This is a genomic window from Loktanella sp. DSM 29012, assembly GCF_900110705.1.
Taxonomy (GTDB): Bacteria; Pseudomonadota; Alphaproteobacteria; order Rhodobacterales; family Rhodobacteraceae; genus Loktanella; species Loktanella gaetbuli.
The window spans coordinates 376,501-390,383 of record NZ_FOEJ01000003.1 but is presented as its reverse complement, the minus strand read 5'-3'; the positions used below and the strand labels follow the sequence as shown (position 1 = coordinate 390,383).

Sequence of the window (13,883 nt, the reverse complement as noted above, 5' to 3'; positions counted from 1 at the left end):
TTAGCTTGCAAGACAGGCGCGGCCCCATGGGGGCTGCGCCTGTTTTGATTCAGTCGGCGCAGATGTAGATCGCGCCACCCACTGCCACGGCTGTGACAGCGGCAGCGGTCAGCGCGATTGGGGCACCGACTGCGGCCGTCACGCCTGTGACCGCACTTCCCAGCGCGCCGCTGATGGTTGCGCCTGTCCCGGACAGCACCATGGCACCGGTTGTATGCGTGACCTTGCTGAGGGTTGAATCACCCGTCCCCAATGCGACATCGGTGATGGCGACGGTCGCAGTCGCCACCGCATCGCGGGTGCCGTTCACCTTGGTGCAGACCGTGCTGGCGTTGCAGCGCCCGCGAAAATTGCGCGGGCCGGGTACCAGCAGAAACCCCGTTTCCGCATCGGTGTAACTGAGACATTTGTCATCGACCGTTTCGACCTGCGCCAGAAAGGCAAAGACTTCTTGGCTGGTGCAGGCGCGCTGATCACGGGTGATGAAATCAAACGACCGCGCCGGAAAGTTCAGCAGACGTTCGCGCCGCGTCGTCGGTGCCGGGGCCACGGCCAGCGTTTCCGTGTCGATCTGGACGGTGATCGCCTCGATCGTGCTTTGGCAGATGTCTGCGGCGGCTGCCTGACCACATAGAATCAAGGCCGCAACGAATGTTCTGAACATGATAACACCTTGGTTTTCGGCCAAGGTGGCCGATGCGACCGCGCTCGTCGAGGGTGGCGCGATCACATCGGCGAAATCAGGCGCGGCCTAGCTGCTGGCACGCTCGGCAAAGCTTTTGGCGATGAATTCGGGCATGTCGTCGCCCATGCCGACCGGCGCGTCGTTTCGTCGGCCACCACGGTTGCGGTTGTCGTTTCCGCCACGCGGGGCGCGATCGTGATCTGCGCGCCGCTCTGTCGGGGCGGGTGCCTCGGGTTCCGGTGCTGTCGGTGCGGCGGCCTCGGTCTGTTCCTCGGCGGGTGCGTCGTTGCGCCCACGGCCACGGCCACCCCGACGCGACCGCGATCTGCCGCCTTCGGCTGTGGGTTTTGCCGGCGTCTCGGGTGTCGCCTCGGCGGGCACCTCTGCGGGTGCATCAGCCGCGACCGTATCGGGCGACGGGGCGTCCGTTTTCGGCTTGCGGCTCCGCGATCGGCTGCGGCGGGGCTTTTCTTCGCCCTGCGCTTCTGGCGTCGCGGCGTCCGACGTGGTGTCCGGTGTGCTGCCCAGCGGATTGTCGAGGCGCGGGATTTCTTGCTGCACCAGACGTTCGACATCCTCGAGGTTCTTGGTATCGCGCGGGTTGCAGATCATGATGGCCACGCCTGACCGTCCGGCGCGGCCCGTGCGGCCGATCCGGTGGACGTAATCCTCGGCGTGGCTGGGCACGTCGAAATTGAACACGTGGGTCACGGCGGGAATGTCCAGACCGCGGGCGGCCACATCGGATGCCACGAGGAACCGGATTTCGCCATCGCGGAACCCTTCGAGCGTGCGGGTCCGGTGCGACTGGTCGAGATCGCCGTGAATGGGGGATGCGTCAAACCCGTGCTTTTTCAGCGACTTGGCGACCATATCTACATCGGATTTGCGGTTGCAAAAGATGATGGCGTTGGAACAGGCATCGCCTTCGGCCTCGATCAACTTGCGCAGCAGTGCGCGTTTTTCGGCGTCGGCCTTGGTCCGGTTGGACCCTTGGAACATCACCACACCCTGTTTGATATTCTCGCTCGTGGTCGCGGCGCGGGCGACCTCGATCTTGGCGGGGTTCGACAGGAAAGTGTTGGTGATCCGTTCGATTTCCGGGGCCATCGTGGCCGAAAAGAACAGCGTCTGGCGGGTAAACGGCGTGCGCTTAAAGATTTCCTCGATGTCGGGGATGAACCCCATGTCGAGCATGCGGTCGGCCTCGTCGATGACCATGACTTTGACGTCGGTCAGAATCAGCTTGCCGCGTTCGAGGTGGTCCAGCAGACGACCGGGGGTCGCGATCAGTACGTCCACACCCTTGTCAATCAGCTTGTCCTGATCCTTGAACGATGTGCCGCCGATCAGAAGCGCCTTGGTCAGTTTGGTGTACTTGGCATAGGCGTCAAAGTTTTCGGCAACCTGTGCTGCAAGTTCACGCGTGGGGGCCAGCACCAGGCTGCGCGGCATCCGCGCGCGGGCACGTCCACGGCCCAGCAGCGTGATCATCGGCAGCGTAAAACTGGCGGTTTTTCCGGTGCCCGTCTGCGCGATGCCCAGGACGTCGCGACCTTCGAGGGCCGGGGGAATGGCACCCGCCTGAATGGGGGTGGGTGTTTCATACCCGGTGTCGGCGATCGCTTTGAGAACCTTTGCATCGAGGTTCAGGTCGGAAAATTTGGTCATCAAGGGCCTTTCGCTGCGGCGGCTAGTTGGGCCGCAGTATTGCGCGGCCAAGGCCCGACCGGATTGTCGGGCGTATTGATAGCGTCGCGTTACGCCTTTGTGCGGTGTGGGTCAAGGTTTTCGGGGAACACATGCGGTTGCGGCGCGTTATCTGGTGAACCTAATGAAAGGATGATCACGATGATCAAGAAGTATGGAACCGCGAATTGGCAGGGCGCACTCAAGGACGGCATCGGCAAGGTGTCGACGGAAACGGCGGCGCTGACCGACCATCCCTACGGGTTTACCGCCCGGTTCGAGGGTGGCAAGGGCACCAACCCCGAAGAGCTGGTCGGTGCGGCCCACGCAGCCTGTTTCGCGATGGCGCTGTCGATGGGTTTGGGTGAAAAGGGTTTCACTGCTGACAATATCGACGCGAAATCGACGATTTCGCTCGAGCAAAAGGACGGCGGTTTTGCCGTGACCAAGGCGCATATCGAAGTGTCTGCGACGATCCCCGACATTTCCGAAGCGGAATTCATGGAAATCGCCAAAGCAACCGAGACGGGTTGCCCGATCAGCAAGCTGCTGACGGCAGAGATCTCTTTGGACGCTAAATTGGTGTCATAAGTGTGTGATGCAGCGCCGGAGCATATCCGGCGCGCAGAATCTCCAGATGGGGGGCAGGGGTCAGGATGATCACCTCTGCCCCCTTTTTGCTGCGCGGTGCCTGATAGCCTGCGGGCGTGTAGGGCCAGAGCGCGTCCTGCCAGATCAGATGAGGCTGACCACCGGTCACGATCATTGTGCCGTCGGGCAGTGATGCAAGCGCGCCGTTCATGCGGGCCTGCCCCCGTGTCGCGGGATCGATGCGGGCAGTGTGCAACGCGTTATCCATCTGCGGGGCGCGCAGGTTGTCGCCCGTAGCCGTAGCCCAGGCATCGCGGTAGCGGTTATAATCGGCCCGCCTGCAATAGGCACATGGGCGATGGCCCGCAGCCAATGCCGTGGCCTCGTCCAGTAAAAACAGTTCCGTCCATTTGCGACCGGTCATCAGCTGACGCCTGCGGCCCTGCCAGTCAAGCGTGCAGCAGATCCATGCCTTGGATTTCCAGCGGGCGCGGCCCATGACGCCGTCGGCGATATGCAGAATGCCGCGGTTCCCGGTCAGTGTGCCCCGCGCGGGGTCTGCAACGATCTCTTGGGTCGGTAGAACGCGGTTTTGCAGCGGCACGTCAGCCTCCGGGCAGGGACACCCACCCGGTATAGACCCCGGCCAGACTTGCTGCATAGCCAAGACCGACCAGCACGCCGTCCCGGGCCGTGACACCGACACCCAGCAGCAGCGTCGCCAAGCCAAGCAAAGCAGGCACGAATGGAATGAACCCCAGCGGCACCATCAGACAGCCTGACAGGATGATGCACAGCGCGATGGCACGGGTGGCAATCGGTCCGTTTGTCAACGGATCAAGGCGCGGGCCTATGATGCCTTCCAGCCGCTCTGCCCAGGGGCGCGCCTTGTCGACGGATTTTTTCAACGTCGCGCAGTCCAACTGAAAACGCTCGATCACATCGGGGAACCATGGCCGATCCTTGCCGGCCAACATCTGAACGCCCTGCAGGACCAAGATGATGCCCACGACGGCCGGCACGCCCGGGATGGCGCCCGTCGGCAGGATGCAGAACGCGGACACAAGCGCGATCAGCGGTCCGTAGCCGCGTTCCTGCACCCGGTCGAGCACATGGCCAAGCGCGACGCTGTTGCCGCCAGTCTGCTCGCGAACAGCGTCAAGCGTATCCAGCAGTGGGGCGTTTTCCTGTTTTGTCATGTTGCGACAACCCGCCGCAGGCCTCAGGGTTCCGTATCGATCGCGGGGACCACCATGTCACGGGTCTGTTACAGCGACCCTGGCGCATCCGCCGCCGCGCGCACGCGGGCAAATGCCTCTGCCGGGACAGTGCCCTCGTAGGACTGTCGCGCGCCATCAGCCAGAAGATAGAGCCCATCGCGTGCGGCCGTGCGAAAGTCAGCCTCTGACAGGTAAATCGCGCCGATTTCGGCGCGTTGGCAGCCATCGATGCAGTGGGAATAGATACGATCATGCCTACGGTAGTCCAGCAGGCGATCATGCGTTGCAACATGCACCAGCCGCGGCGCGTTCGGCGCGCGCCTGCGCACATTGGTCAGCACGGCGTACTGCCGCAGCGTGCCGCGTTGCAGGATCACGGGGCGCGCCGTCATGATCCCGGTCGCATCTCGGTAGATTTCGTGTTCCTGCGTGGTGAAGCGCTGTATCCCTGATTGCGATCCTTGCTGCGCGATGACCTGCGCCCCGACAGGCACGCCAAATCGCGCACCCGGATGGGGCGTATAGGTGCAGCCGGACAGGGCCAGCAAAAACAGAAAACCGCGCAGCATGGCCTTATGCTGCGCGGCAAAGGTTAATCGAGCGTTAGGATCAACCGACCATCATTTCCTTGGTCGCGGACAGGGTCACGTCCGGATAGTCGCGCTGTACCCGGTCGATGTCCCATTGCAGGCGCGTCAGGAACACGGTGTCGCCGTCGTTGTCCAGCGCGATGTGCTGTTTGTTGGCGGCGGCAAATTTGTCGATCGCGTCCTTGGTCCCGTGGACCCAGCGGGCCGAGGTGAATTGCGACCCCTCGAACCGGACGGGCAGGCCGTATTCCAGTTCGATCCGGCTGGCGAGCACCTCGAATTGCAGCGCCCCCACGACGCCCACGATGAAACCGGAACCAAAGGTCGGCTTGAACACCTTGGCGGCACCTTCCTCGGCGAATTGCATCAACGCCTTTTCCAGGTGCTTGGCCTTCATCGGGTCGCCGGCGCGGCAGTTTTGCAGCAATTCGGGCGCAAAGGACGGGATGCCGCTGACACGGATCGCCTCGCCCTCGGTCAGCGTATCGCCGATGCGCAGCTGTCCGTGGTTCGGGATGCCGATGATGTCGCCGGCCCATGCTTCTTCTGCCAATTCGCGGTCGGCGGCGAGGAACATGACCGGGTTGGTCACGGCCATCTGTTTTTTGCTGCGTACGTGGGTCAGTTTCATGCCGCGCGTGAAATGGCCCGAGGCCATGCGCACGAATGCGACGCGGTCACGGTGTTTGGGGTCCATGTTGGCCTGCACCTTGAACACGAAACCTGCGACCTTGGATTCCTCGGGTGCGATGTTGCGGGGCTGGGCGGTCTGGATCTGCGGTTCCGGCCCGTAGGTGCCGATGCCGTCCATCAGTTCCTTGACCCCGAAAGAGTTCATCGCGGAACCGAACCAGATCGGCGTCATCGAGCCGTTCAGCACGCTGGCCGGGTCGAGTTTCGGCAACAGCTCCATCGCCATTTCGATTTCTTCGCGGAATTTTTCCAGCAAATGGGCGGGGACATGTTCGGACCATTTGGGATCGTCCAGACCGTTGATCGAAATGCTGGCGGCGACCTTGTTTCGGTCGGCGCGGTCCATGATTTCCAGCTTGTCGCGCAGGATATCGTAACATCCCATGAATTCGCGACCCACGCCGATCGGCCAAGAGGCCGGGGTGACGTCGATGGCCAGGTTTTCCTGAATCTCGTCGATGATCTCGAACGTATCGCGGCTTTCGCGGTCCATCTTGTTACAGAACGTCAGGATCGGCAAATCACGCAGGCGGCAGACCTCGAACAGCTTTTGCGTCTGGGATTCCACACCCTTGGCCCCGTCGATGACCATGACGGCGGCGTCGACAGCCGTCAGCGTGCGATAGGTATCTTCGGAAAAGTCAGAGTGACCGGGCGTGTCGACCAGATTGAAGCGGAATTTTTCAAAGTCAAACGACATTGCCGACGCGCTGACGGAAATGCCGCGGTCCTTTTCCATCTGCATGAAATCGGACCGGGTGCGGCGTGCCTCGCCCTTGGCGCGGACCTGTCCGGCCATCTGGATGGCGCCACCATACAGCAGGAATTTTTCGGTCAGCGTCGTCTTGCCGGCGTCCGGGTGCGAGATGATCGCAAAGGTCCGGCGGCGGGCGATTTCAGCGGGAAGGTCGGGGCGATTTGACATGGATACGCCTTAGCCCGCGGCCCGCGCGGGCGCAATGACTGCCGGGGTGCTCGCTTCGTGAAATAGCCACGTTTGTGCAATCAGGCCGCCGCATTCACCACGCATTAACCAGGGTAAATCTCTTGTTGTCAGCGGCCTGCGTCGCAAAAGGATATCCGAATGCCCCTGTTTCGTTGTGTTGCCCTGTCTGCGATCTGCCTTGTGACGGCCTGCGGTGGTGGTGGTGGTGGCGGCACGACCGAGGCGGCAGCCGCAGCCAGTGCTGCCGCAAGCACGACAGCGTCCAAGGCCGCCGAGACGACCAAGACCGCGACCGCGGTGAAATCCTACACGCTGCTGCGCAACGAGGGTGCGACACTCTTTGCGGCCTATGAGGACCAGTTGAACAGCGACCGGTTCACGGATCCGGGTGATTTGCCCGGTGGCGGCAAAGCTTCATTCGACGGTGTTGCGGGCTATGTCGTGGGCGCAGTGCAATCCCTGTCCGAAGAGGCGCTGATCGCAAATCCCGATTACCTGTCCCGCGTCGATCTGGCCATCGACTTTGGTGCGGACCGGATCACGGGGTCTTTTGACGACTTTGTCGATGCAAGGACGCAAAAAGAGATCAAGGGCGCGCTGGATATCGACGCGCAGATCAACCGGTCCGCCAATCTGACATCAGAGGTCAGCGTGACCGGCTCGGCCGCGGGTCGTATCTCTGGCTCTGGTCTGAACGGTGACGTGACGCTGGACCTGAACGGCGATTTTCTGTCGGACGGTGCGGCCCTGTCCGGTCGTCTCGAAGGCACAGGCCAGACCAGTGATGGCTTGCGCAACGTGCAGGGCGCATTCATCGCCACTGACTAGGCTGTTATGCGATAACCGGCAGGTGTTTTTGTCTTGCCTGACCGCCTGATCCAGATGTGACCCAAGGCCCCGACACCTCGTCAGGGCTATGGTCCATCTGAAAGGTCACTGCCATGAACATCCAATCGTCTCGTCCTGCTCTTGTTGCAATCGCGCTTGCCGCACTGGCTGCCTGTTCGGGCGGTGGTGGTGGCGGGGCCGTCACGGGCGGTGCTGCTGCGGCACGCGCCCTGGATCCGCAGGTCAACGACCGTCTGGATTTCGCTGAAATCGCGCAGGTCGCCGAGGATGTGAACGACGGTTATGCCGCCGCGTCCATCACACCCAAATCGCTGGTGCCAACCGCCGGTCGGGCGACCTACAGCGGCGCTGTTGGCGGTGCGCTCAGCGTGCCGGGACGCAGCACGGATGTGGCCGGCCTGATGCAATTGGGTGTCGATTTCGGCGCGAACCGCGTGGGCGGCACGCTGGGCAATTTCGTCACCCGTGACGGGTCCGAGATCGACGGCGTGCTGACGGTCAACAACGGTATTCTGAACCGGACGTCGAACAGCCAGCAGGTCGCGATCTTTGGCGATGTGGATGGCAATCTGCGCAGCGCCAGCGGTGAGCGCATCGCGGTGGACGCCCGCCTGCGCGAAAGCGGGTTCAAGGGCCGCGATGTGGAATTCGTGGGCGGCAAGATTCAGGGCGACATCAACGTGGATGGTGTCCGTGGTGCAATCGACCTTGATGCGCAGCTGGAGCGTTAACGCTTAACCAGCTGTTAACGATGATGCGGGATGCTGGGCAGGTTCTTTGACAGGGCCTGCCCATGCCGCGTTTCATCAGCCTGATCCCCTTCATCATTCTTGTCGCCTGTGGCGGTGGGGGCGGCAGCGATGACGACGCCGGACCTGACCGCTTTGCCGTGGCCGACCGGTTGGAAAGCCGTCTTGCCGAACAGGATGTGTCCGACCCCGGAACGCTGCCTGTCACAGGACGCGCCAATTATACCGGGTTCATGCGGGCAGGGTTGCCGACCGGGGCAGGCGGTGCGCGTGTCGAATACCTGGGCGATCTGCGCATGGACGTGAATTTCGGTGCGGCCCGCGACGAGGTTGCAGGCAGTGCGACGGGATTTCAGACCGGTGCGGGCGACCGGTTGTCCGGCACGTTGACCATTTCGGATGGCGACCTGTTCCGCGACACCGATCCGGATGAAAACTACACCTTTACCGGCGATGTGGACGGCACATTGAAACGCGGCGCTGACAGCTACCGGATCGACGCCGAGATCGAGGGCGAGTTCAAGGGGCGCGACCGCGAGGGCGTCAGCGGCCTGCTGTTCGGTGATGTGCGCGGTCCCGATGGTCAGGACGTGTTCGACGGATCATTCGCCGCGGTCAAGGAACAGGAATAGCGCAGCTCAGCTCATCGATGCCTTGCGCAGCATTTCGACCGCATCCGGCTGTGCCAACAGGTTTTCGCGCACCTCGTAGTCCATGTGGTGCCTGTGGCTGTGGCCTGCGCGCGCAGGACTGTCCAGATGGTCGGGCAGGGCCGCGCGGGTGCGTGGATCGATCAGCAGGGATTCAGCGGCGATCCCTTCGGCATAGATGATCTGGTGCTGATCGAACAACAGCTGGAAATAATCCACGAACCCGCCGTCCTGCTGATAGACGGTATCGCCGTTGATCAGGTGCCGCACCTTGACCAATACCTCTGGACGACCCGCCCCCAGACGGTCCTGTCTTTGGTACACGAACAGGCGGTGATCGGGGCTGAGCACGAGGTCGTCGTTGTTGTGCAACGCACCGGCCTTGATAACGACGGGCGCGAATTCGCCCACCGCGCGCAGGGTGGTCTGGCCGATCCAGCGGACCGCCTGCGGACCATCGTCGCGGGTCAGCACCCGGTCGCCCACGCGAATATCCTCGATCGGTCGCTGCGCGCCGGATGCCAAGGTGATCTTGGTACCGCGGGTGAACGACACGCTGGCGACCTCGGCAAAGCGGGTGGTCGCGATCTGGCGGTCGACACCCACCAGCCGGTAGGGTGTCGCGGGAACGAGGTTTGCCAACGGAAGCAGGTACACCGCCTCGACGCCGCCCGATACCACCTCGACCAGAACCAGCGCCTCATAGGTGCGGCTGTCCTGACCCATCAGCGTGATGCAGCAATCCAGATAGACATCGCTGCCGGTCAGCCCCACATCAGATCCCGTCGCCACGCGGAATGCCTCACCGGCCTCGGGCAGTTCCAGCGCAAGGGACTTCGGATGGGCCTTGGACGACAATTCATAGCTGTCATCTAGGACCAACTCGTCGGCGAAACTGATGGCATCGCCATCGGCCACGCCATCCGTCACGCGGAAATGATCCGCGTGCCAGACTGAAACGCTTTGCACCTGTTTTCGAAGACCTGTCATCGCCTACCCGTTGCCCCGACAGAAACTAACGCGATTGACGCCAAGTGCAACGCCAACCGCACAGACTAGGACGTGTCTTTTTGAACCAAACGTCCTAACTTGCCTCGCACAGTGCAGGCGAACGGCCTGCCGCAACAAAAGCAAGTGAGGATTTTCAATGGATCTGGGCATTTCGGGAAAAACCGCGTTGGTATGCGCGTCGTCGCGTGGTTTGGGACGCGCCTGCGCGCAGGCTCTGGCCGAGGCCGGCGTCAATCTGGTGCTGAACGCGCGCGGTGCCGAAGATCTTGAAAAGACCGCACAAGAGATCCGCGAAACCTACGGCGTGACCGTGACCTGCGTGGCAGCCGACGTGTCCGACCCCGACGGTCGCGCCGCCTTGCTGGATGCGGCCATGGGCGTCGATATTCTGGTGAACAACGCAGGCGGCCCGCCGCCGGGGCTCTGGTCCGACTGGGACCGCGAAGATTTCATCAAGGCACTGGATGCCAACATGCTGGCCCCCATCGCCCTGATCAAGGCGCTGTTGCCCGGTATGATCGACCGCGGCTGGGGCCGGATCGTCAACATCACCTCCGGGTCGGTCAAGGCACCGATCCCGCAGCTGGGCTTGTCGAATGCGGCGCGCGCAGGCCTCACGGGCTATGTCGCGGGCACGTCCCGTCAGGTTGCCCCGCACGGCGTGACCATGAACAACCTGTTGCCGGGAATCCACGCCACCGACCGCGCCGACTCGCTGGATGCCGGCGTGTCCAAGGCTGAAGGCATCTCCATCGCCGAGGCCAAGGCCAAGCGCGAGGCGACGATCCCCGCGCGACGCTACGGCACGTCCGAGGAATTCGGCGCGATGTGCGCATTCCTGTGTTCCAACAAGGCCGGGTTCATCGTCGGGCAGAACATTCTGCTGGACGGTGGCGCGATCAACGCGACGCTGTGACCTTGCAGGGGTGCGGCGGGCTTGCTACTCAGCCCTAGTATTTTGCTAAGGTATTCGATGACGCAACCGCCGCGCCTCGAGGTGACGCACCTCGCCAAATCCTTTGACCGCCGCCGTGTGGTCGATGACGTCAGCCTCTCGGTGATGCCGGGGCAGGTCACCTGTCTGCTTGGCCCCTCGGGTTGCGGCAAGTCCACGACATTGCGGATCATCGCCGGTGTCGACAGGCCAGATGCAGGCCGGATCGCGGTGGACGGTGCCCTGATCTGCGATTCCACGACCTCGGTCCCGCCAGAGGACCGGTCCATTGGGCTCATGTTTCAGGACTTCGCCTTGTTCCCGCATCTCAGCGTGGCGCAAAACGTGGCCTTCGGTTTGGGGCGCGGGCGCGATGTGGCACCACGCGTCGCCGAAATGCTGGCCCGCGTCGATCTGCCGGATTACGGCAATCGCTATCCGCACGAACTTTCGGGGGGCGAACAGCAACGGGTCGCACTAGCCCGCGCCATCGCGCCGCGTCCGCGGATCATGCTGATGGATGAACCGTTCTCGGGTCTCGACGACCGGTTGCGCGACGAAATCCGCGACCAGACGCTCGATGTGCTCAAGGCCGAAGGCACTGCCGTCCTGCTGGTCACCCACGAACCCGGCGAGGCGATGCGTATGGCCGATGAAATCGCGCTGATGCGCGACGGCCGGATCGTGCAGCGTGGCGCGCCATACAATATCTACAACACGCCCGTCGATCTCGCAGCCGCCGCATTTTTCAGCGATATCAACGTGATCCAAGGCAAGGTGCGCGGTGCGCTGACGGATACGCCATTCGGCCAGTTCCTGACACCGGGTCTGCCCGACGGCACAATGGTTGATATCTGCATCCGGCCGCAACATCTGAAAATCGACTTTGACCGCGCAGGCCGTGGTCCCAGTCCGACCCCGATGGAAGGCTCGCCCGCGCGGGGCATCGTGCAGCGTGCCCGCTTCATGGGATCAGAGAGTCTGGTCGAATTTCGCATGGATCATGACGGCACGATCCTGACGGCCAAGGTGCCATCCGTCTTTCTACCAAAACCCGGGACGCCGCTGTGGCTAATGCTGCGGCGCGACCGCTGTTTCGTGTTTCCGCGGGCCTGACTTCTTCTGGTCAAAAATATCCCGGGGTCCGGGGCAGCGCCCCGGTTCCGACGTCTATTCCACGCGCCACTTCGCCTCGTTGCGCTCGATCGCGGCAATGCGGTCCGGCGTCTTGGGATGGCTCAGCATCCAGGCGGGGGTGCCGCGTCCCGCGCCACCGGTCAGCGCCTCCAGCTTTGTAAAGAGCGACTTTTGCGGTTCTGTCCCGATCCCTGCCTTGACCAGCAGCGCACTGGCATAGGCGTCGGCCTCGAATTCGTCGGCACGTGACAGGCGTGCGGCCAGCAGCGACATCAGCGCATTGGCAATCAGCGGACCGATGCCCGGCAGAAACCTGTTCAACACCATGGCGATGGCCGTCCGCATCGCGTTCTGCGCCGAAAAATCCGTCATCCGGCGGCGTGAATGACCCAGGGCCACGTGCCCCAGTTCATGGGCAATGACGCTTGCGATTTCGTCAGCTGTTACGTCCCCCGCGCGGTAGCGGTCATAGAAACCGCGGGTGATGAAAATGCGCCCGTCGGGAGCGGCAAGTCCGTTGACCTGTGACACCTCGTAGATGTGGACACGGATCCGGTCGATCTCCAGTGCGCGGGCCATCTGGTCGCACATCCGGCGCAGGGTGCCATCGGCCAGTTCCGTGGACTGGCTGTTCAGCTCCTTGCGCGTGCGGTACGCGCTGAAGTGATACATCGCCAGACCATAGATGACGGCCAGCAGGATCGGGGTAAACTTGATCATGATCCGAATATGGGGGGTGCAGGGCCGTCGCGCAATCCGCGGCAGTTGACGATCAGGTCAGCAACCGCATGCCGCGGCTGATGCCTTCGAGTGTCATCGGCACCATGCGGTCCGCGCCGAATATCTCCTGGATCATGTGCAGTGACTGGGTGTGCGGCCAATATCGTTGGTCCATCGGATTGATCCACAGATGGGCGGGCCATTGGTCGCGGGCACGCGCCAGCCAGACCGACCCGGCTTCCTTGTTCCAGTGCTCGTTCGCGCCGCCGGGCATTGCGACCTCGTAGGGGGACATCGAGGCGTCACCGACAAAGATACATTTGTAGTCCGACCCGTATTTGCGCAGCACGTCCCATGTCGCGGTCTGGTCGTTCCAGCGACGTTTGTTGTCACGCCAGACGCCCTCGTAAAGACAATTGTGGAAATAGAAATGTTCGAGGTGCTTGAACTCGGCCTTGGCGGCGCTGAACAATTCCTCGACCACCTGCACATGCGGGTCCATGCTGCCGCCCACGTCCAGAAACAGCAGCACCTTGACCGCGTTGCGGCGTTCGGGCCGTGTCTGCACATCCAGATAGCCGTTTTGCGCTGTCTTGCGGATGGTGCTGTCCAGGTCCAACTCGTCCACGGCACCGTCACGCGCCCAGCGGCGCAGGCGTTTCAGCGCCACCTTGATGTTGCGGGTGCCCAGATCGACGCTGTCATCGAGGTTGCGGAATTCGCGTTTGTCCCAGACCTTGACCGCGCGCTGGTGGCGGGATTTGTCCTGACCGATGCGCACGCCTTCGGGGTTGTAGCCATAGGCCCCGAACGGTGACGTGCCCGCCGTGCCGACCCATTTGCTGCCGCCCTGGTGACGTCCCTTTTGTTCCTCCAGCCGTTTTTTCAGACGCTCCATCAGCGCCTCGAACCCGCCCGTCGCCTCGATTTCGGCTTTTTCGGCGTCGCTCAGGTGCTTTTCGGCCATCTTGGCCAGCCAGTCGGCGGGAATGTCCACCGCCTCCATGACGGCGCTGTCAGGGATGGACTCCAGCCCCGCAAAAGCGCGCGAAAACGCGCGGTCATAGCGATCGATATGGCGTTCGTCCTTGACCATGATCGTGCGGCCCAGGTGATAGAACGCGTCGATGTCATAGGTCGCCAGACCGGCGTTCATCCCGTCGAGAAACGCGAGGTATTCCCGCAATGACACCGGGACCCGTTCTGTACGCAGCGCGTCAAAGAACGGCAAAAACATCAGGCGACGGAGCGGCTGTAAAAGATCAGGACAAACAGCCCGACGATCCCGAACAGGATGCCAAAGGACGCGGCCCATTGCGCCATGTCGCGCCAGTTTCCGCCATTGGCGCGCGCGCGCCACATGCCCAGTGCCGCACCTGCCAGAAGGCTGCCGAGAGGTATAATCATTGGGTCAGCCCC

The 13,883-nt window shown here is 62.7% G+C and carries 16 protein-coding genes; 6 read left to right on the top strand and 10 right to left on the bottom strand.

Translation table 11 applies throughout. The annotated features are described in order from the left end of the window. Window positions 1–49: 49 nt before the first annotated feature. Window positions 50–664 (bottom strand): hypothetical protein, encoded by a 615-nt coding sequence (locus BMX27_RS09275; protein WP_090159546.1) that lies wholly within the window; start codon window positions 662–664, stop codon window positions 50–52. A gap of 87 nt (window positions 665–751) precedes the next feature. Beyond that, entirely contained in the window at window positions 752–2,356 is a 1,605-nt protein-coding gene (locus BMX27_RS09270; RefSeq protein ID WP_090159545.1) for a DEAD/DEAH box helicase, read from the bottom strand. A 180-nt stretch (window positions 2,357–2,536) separates the two neighbouring features. Here BMX27_RS09270 and BMX27_RS09265 point away from each other — a divergent pair, with 180 nt between their 5' ends. Beyond that, window positions 2,537–2,965, top strand: coding sequence for an OsmC family peroxiredoxin (locus BMX27_RS09265; protein WP_090159544.1), 429 nt, complete (start codon window positions 2,537–2,539; stop codon window positions 2,963–2,965). On the opposite strand, the gene BMX27_RS09260 is transcribed toward BMX27_RS09265, so the two are convergent. From BMX27_RS09260 to BMX27_RS09245, 4 genes are all read right to left on the bottom strand, one after another. Further along, a complete protein-coding gene (locus BMX27_RS09260; RefSeq protein WP_090159543.1) occupies window positions 2,949–3,569 on the bottom strand; it encodes a hypothetical protein in 621 nt (206 codons plus the stop codon). The two genes, BMX27_RS09265 and BMX27_RS09260, sit on opposite strands and share 17 nt — an antisense overlap. Before the next feature lies 1 nt (window position 3,570). After that, entirely contained in the window at window positions 3,571–4,164 is a 594-nt protein-coding gene (locus BMX27_RS09255) for an exopolysaccharide biosynthesis protein (protein ID WP_090159542.1), read from the bottom strand. A gap of 68 nt (window positions 4,165–4,232) precedes the next feature. Then, a complete protein-coding gene (locus tag BMX27_RS09250) occupies window positions 4,233–4,754 on the bottom strand; it encodes a hypothetical protein (protein WP_090159541.1) in 522 nt (173 codons plus the stop codon). A gap of 40 nt (window positions 4,755–4,794) precedes the next feature. Beyond that, a complete protein-coding gene (locus tag BMX27_RS09245) occupies window positions 4,795–6,393 on the bottom strand; it encodes a peptide chain release factor 3 (protein ID WP_090159540.1) in 1,599 nt (532 codons plus the stop codon). Window positions 6,394–6,552: 159 nt separating this feature from the next. Here BMX27_RS09245 and BMX27_RS09240 point away from each other — a divergent pair, with 159 nt between their 5' ends. From BMX27_RS09240 to BMX27_RS09230, 3 genes are all read left to right on the top strand, one after another. Continuing rightward, on the top strand, window positions 6,553–7,242 hold the full coding sequence (locus BMX27_RS09240) for a HupA family protein (RefSeq protein WP_090159539.1): 690 nt from the start codon (window positions 6,553–6,555) through the stop codon (window positions 7,240–7,242). A 113-nt stretch (window positions 7,243–7,355) separates the two neighbouring features. Further along, window positions 7,356–7,994, top strand: a complete 639-nt coding sequence (locus tag BMX27_RS09235; RefSeq protein WP_090159538.1) for a HupA family protein — start codon at window positions 7,356–7,358, stop codon at window positions 7,992–7,994. Window positions 7,995–8,056: 62 nt separating this feature from the next. Continuing rightward, window positions 8,057–8,644: a hypothetical protein gene (locus BMX27_RS09230; RefSeq protein WP_090159537.1), complete on the top strand. Its 588-nt coding sequence runs from the start codon at window positions 8,057–8,059 to the stop codon at window positions 8,642–8,644. A 6-nt stretch (window positions 8,645–8,650) separates the two neighbouring features. Here BMX27_RS09230 and BMX27_RS09225 read toward each other — a convergent pair whose 3' ends face one another. Then, window positions 8,651–9,652: a Hint domain-containing protein gene (locus BMX27_RS09225; protein ID WP_090159536.1), complete on the bottom strand. Its 1,002-nt coding sequence runs from the start codon at window positions 9,650–9,652 to the stop codon at window positions 8,651–8,653. A 157-nt stretch (window positions 9,653–9,809) separates the two neighbouring features. On the opposite strand from BMX27_RS09225, the gene BMX27_RS09220 reads away from it, so the two are divergent. Together BMX27_RS09220 and BMX27_RS09215 are read left to right on the top strand one after the other, a co-directional pair. Further along, complete coding sequence (locus BMX27_RS09220; protein ID WP_090159535.1) at window positions 9,810–10,589, top strand: SDR family oxidoreductase; 780 nt, start codon at window positions 9,810–9,812, stop codon at window positions 10,587–10,589. Between the two features lie 57 nt (window positions 10,590–10,646). Next, window positions 10,647–11,723: an ABC transporter ATP-binding protein gene (locus tag BMX27_RS09215; RefSeq protein WP_090159534.1), complete on the top strand. Its 1,077-nt coding sequence runs from the start codon at window positions 10,647–10,649 to the stop codon at window positions 11,721–11,723. 54 nt (window positions 11,724–11,777) lie between these two features. On the opposite strand, the gene BMX27_RS09210 is transcribed toward BMX27_RS09215, so the two are convergent. The 3 genes from BMX27_RS09210 to BMX27_RS16855 are packed head-to-tail and all read right to left on the bottom strand — an operon-like array spanning window position 11,778 to window position 13,871. Then, a complete protein-coding gene (locus BMX27_RS09210; protein WP_090159533.1) occupies window positions 11,778–12,464 on the bottom strand; it encodes a M48 family metallopeptidase in 687 nt (228 codons plus the stop codon). 52 nt (window positions 12,465–12,516) lie between these two features. Continuing rightward, window positions 12,517–13,701 carry a vWA domain-containing protein gene (locus BMX27_RS09205; protein ID WP_090159532.1) on the bottom strand — a complete coding sequence of 395 codons (1,185 nt, stop codon included), beginning with the start codon at window positions 13,699–13,701 and terminating at the stop codon, window positions 12,517–12,519. Next, window positions 13,701–13,871, bottom strand: a complete 171-nt coding sequence (locus tag BMX27_RS16855) for a hypothetical protein (RefSeq protein WP_090159531.1) — start codon at window positions 13,869–13,871, stop codon at window positions 13,701–13,703. The genes BMX27_RS09205 and BMX27_RS16855 overlap by 1 nt, the downstream gene beginning before the upstream one ends. Between the last annotated feature and the right edge of the window lie 12 nt (window positions 13,872–13,883).

Coding starts and splice junctions, on each gene's coding strand:
- BMX27_RS09235 (WP_090159538.1), top strand. CDS start 7,356: ATGAACATCCAATCGTCTCGTCCTGCTCTTGTTGCAATCGCGCTTGCC.
- BMX27_RS09230 (WP_090159537.1), top strand. CDS start 8,057: ATGCCGCGTTTCATCAGCCTGATCCCCTTCATCATTCTTGTCGCCTGT.
- BMX27_RS16855 (WP_090159531.1), bottom strand. CDS start 13,871: ATGATTATACCTCTCGGCAGCCTTCTGGCAGGTGCGGCACTGGGCATG.
- BMX27_RS09255 (WP_090159542.1), bottom strand. CDS start 4,164: ATGACAAAACAGGAAAACGCCCCACTGCTGGATACGCTTGACGCTGTT.
- BMX27_RS09215 (WP_090159534.1), top strand. CDS start 10,647: ATGACGCAACCGCCGCGCCTCGAGGTGACGCACCTCGCCAAATCCTTT.
- BMX27_RS09210 (WP_090159533.1), bottom strand. CDS start 12,464: ATGATCAAGTTTACCCCGATCCTGCTGGCCGTCATCTATGGTCTGGCG.
- BMX27_RS09245 (WP_090159540.1), bottom strand. CDS start 6,393: ATGTCAAATCGCCCCGACCTTCCCGCTGAAATCGCCCGCCGCCGGACC.
- BMX27_RS09250 (WP_090159541.1), bottom strand. CDS start 4,754: ATGCTGCGCGGTTTTCTGTTTTTGCTGGCCCTGTCCGGCTGCACCTAT.
- BMX27_RS09205 (WP_090159532.1), bottom strand. CDS start 13,701: ATGTTTTTGCCGTTCTTTGACGCGCTGCGTACAGAACGGGTCCCGGTG.
- BMX27_RS09265 (WP_090159544.1), top strand. CDS start 2,537: ATGATCAAGAAGTATGGAACCGCGAATTGGCAGGGCGCACTCAAGGAC.
- BMX27_RS09225 (WP_090159536.1), bottom strand. CDS start 9,652: ATGACAGGTCTTCGAAAACAGGTGCAAAGCGTTTCAGTCTGGCACGCG.
- BMX27_RS09270 (WP_090159545.1), bottom strand. CDS start 2,356: ATGACCAAATTTTCCGACCTGAACCTCGATGCAAAGGTTCTCAAAGCG.
- BMX27_RS09220 (WP_090159535.1), top strand. CDS start 9,810: ATGGATCTGGGCATTTCGGGAAAAACCGCGTTGGTATGCGCGTCGTCG.
- BMX27_RS09275 (WP_090159546.1), bottom strand. CDS start 664: ATGTTCAGAACATTCGTTGCGGCCTTGATTCTATGTGGTCAGGCAGCC.
- BMX27_RS09240 (WP_090159539.1), top strand. CDS start 6,553: ATGCCCCTGTTTCGTTGTGTTGCCCTGTCTGCGATCTGCCTTGTGACG.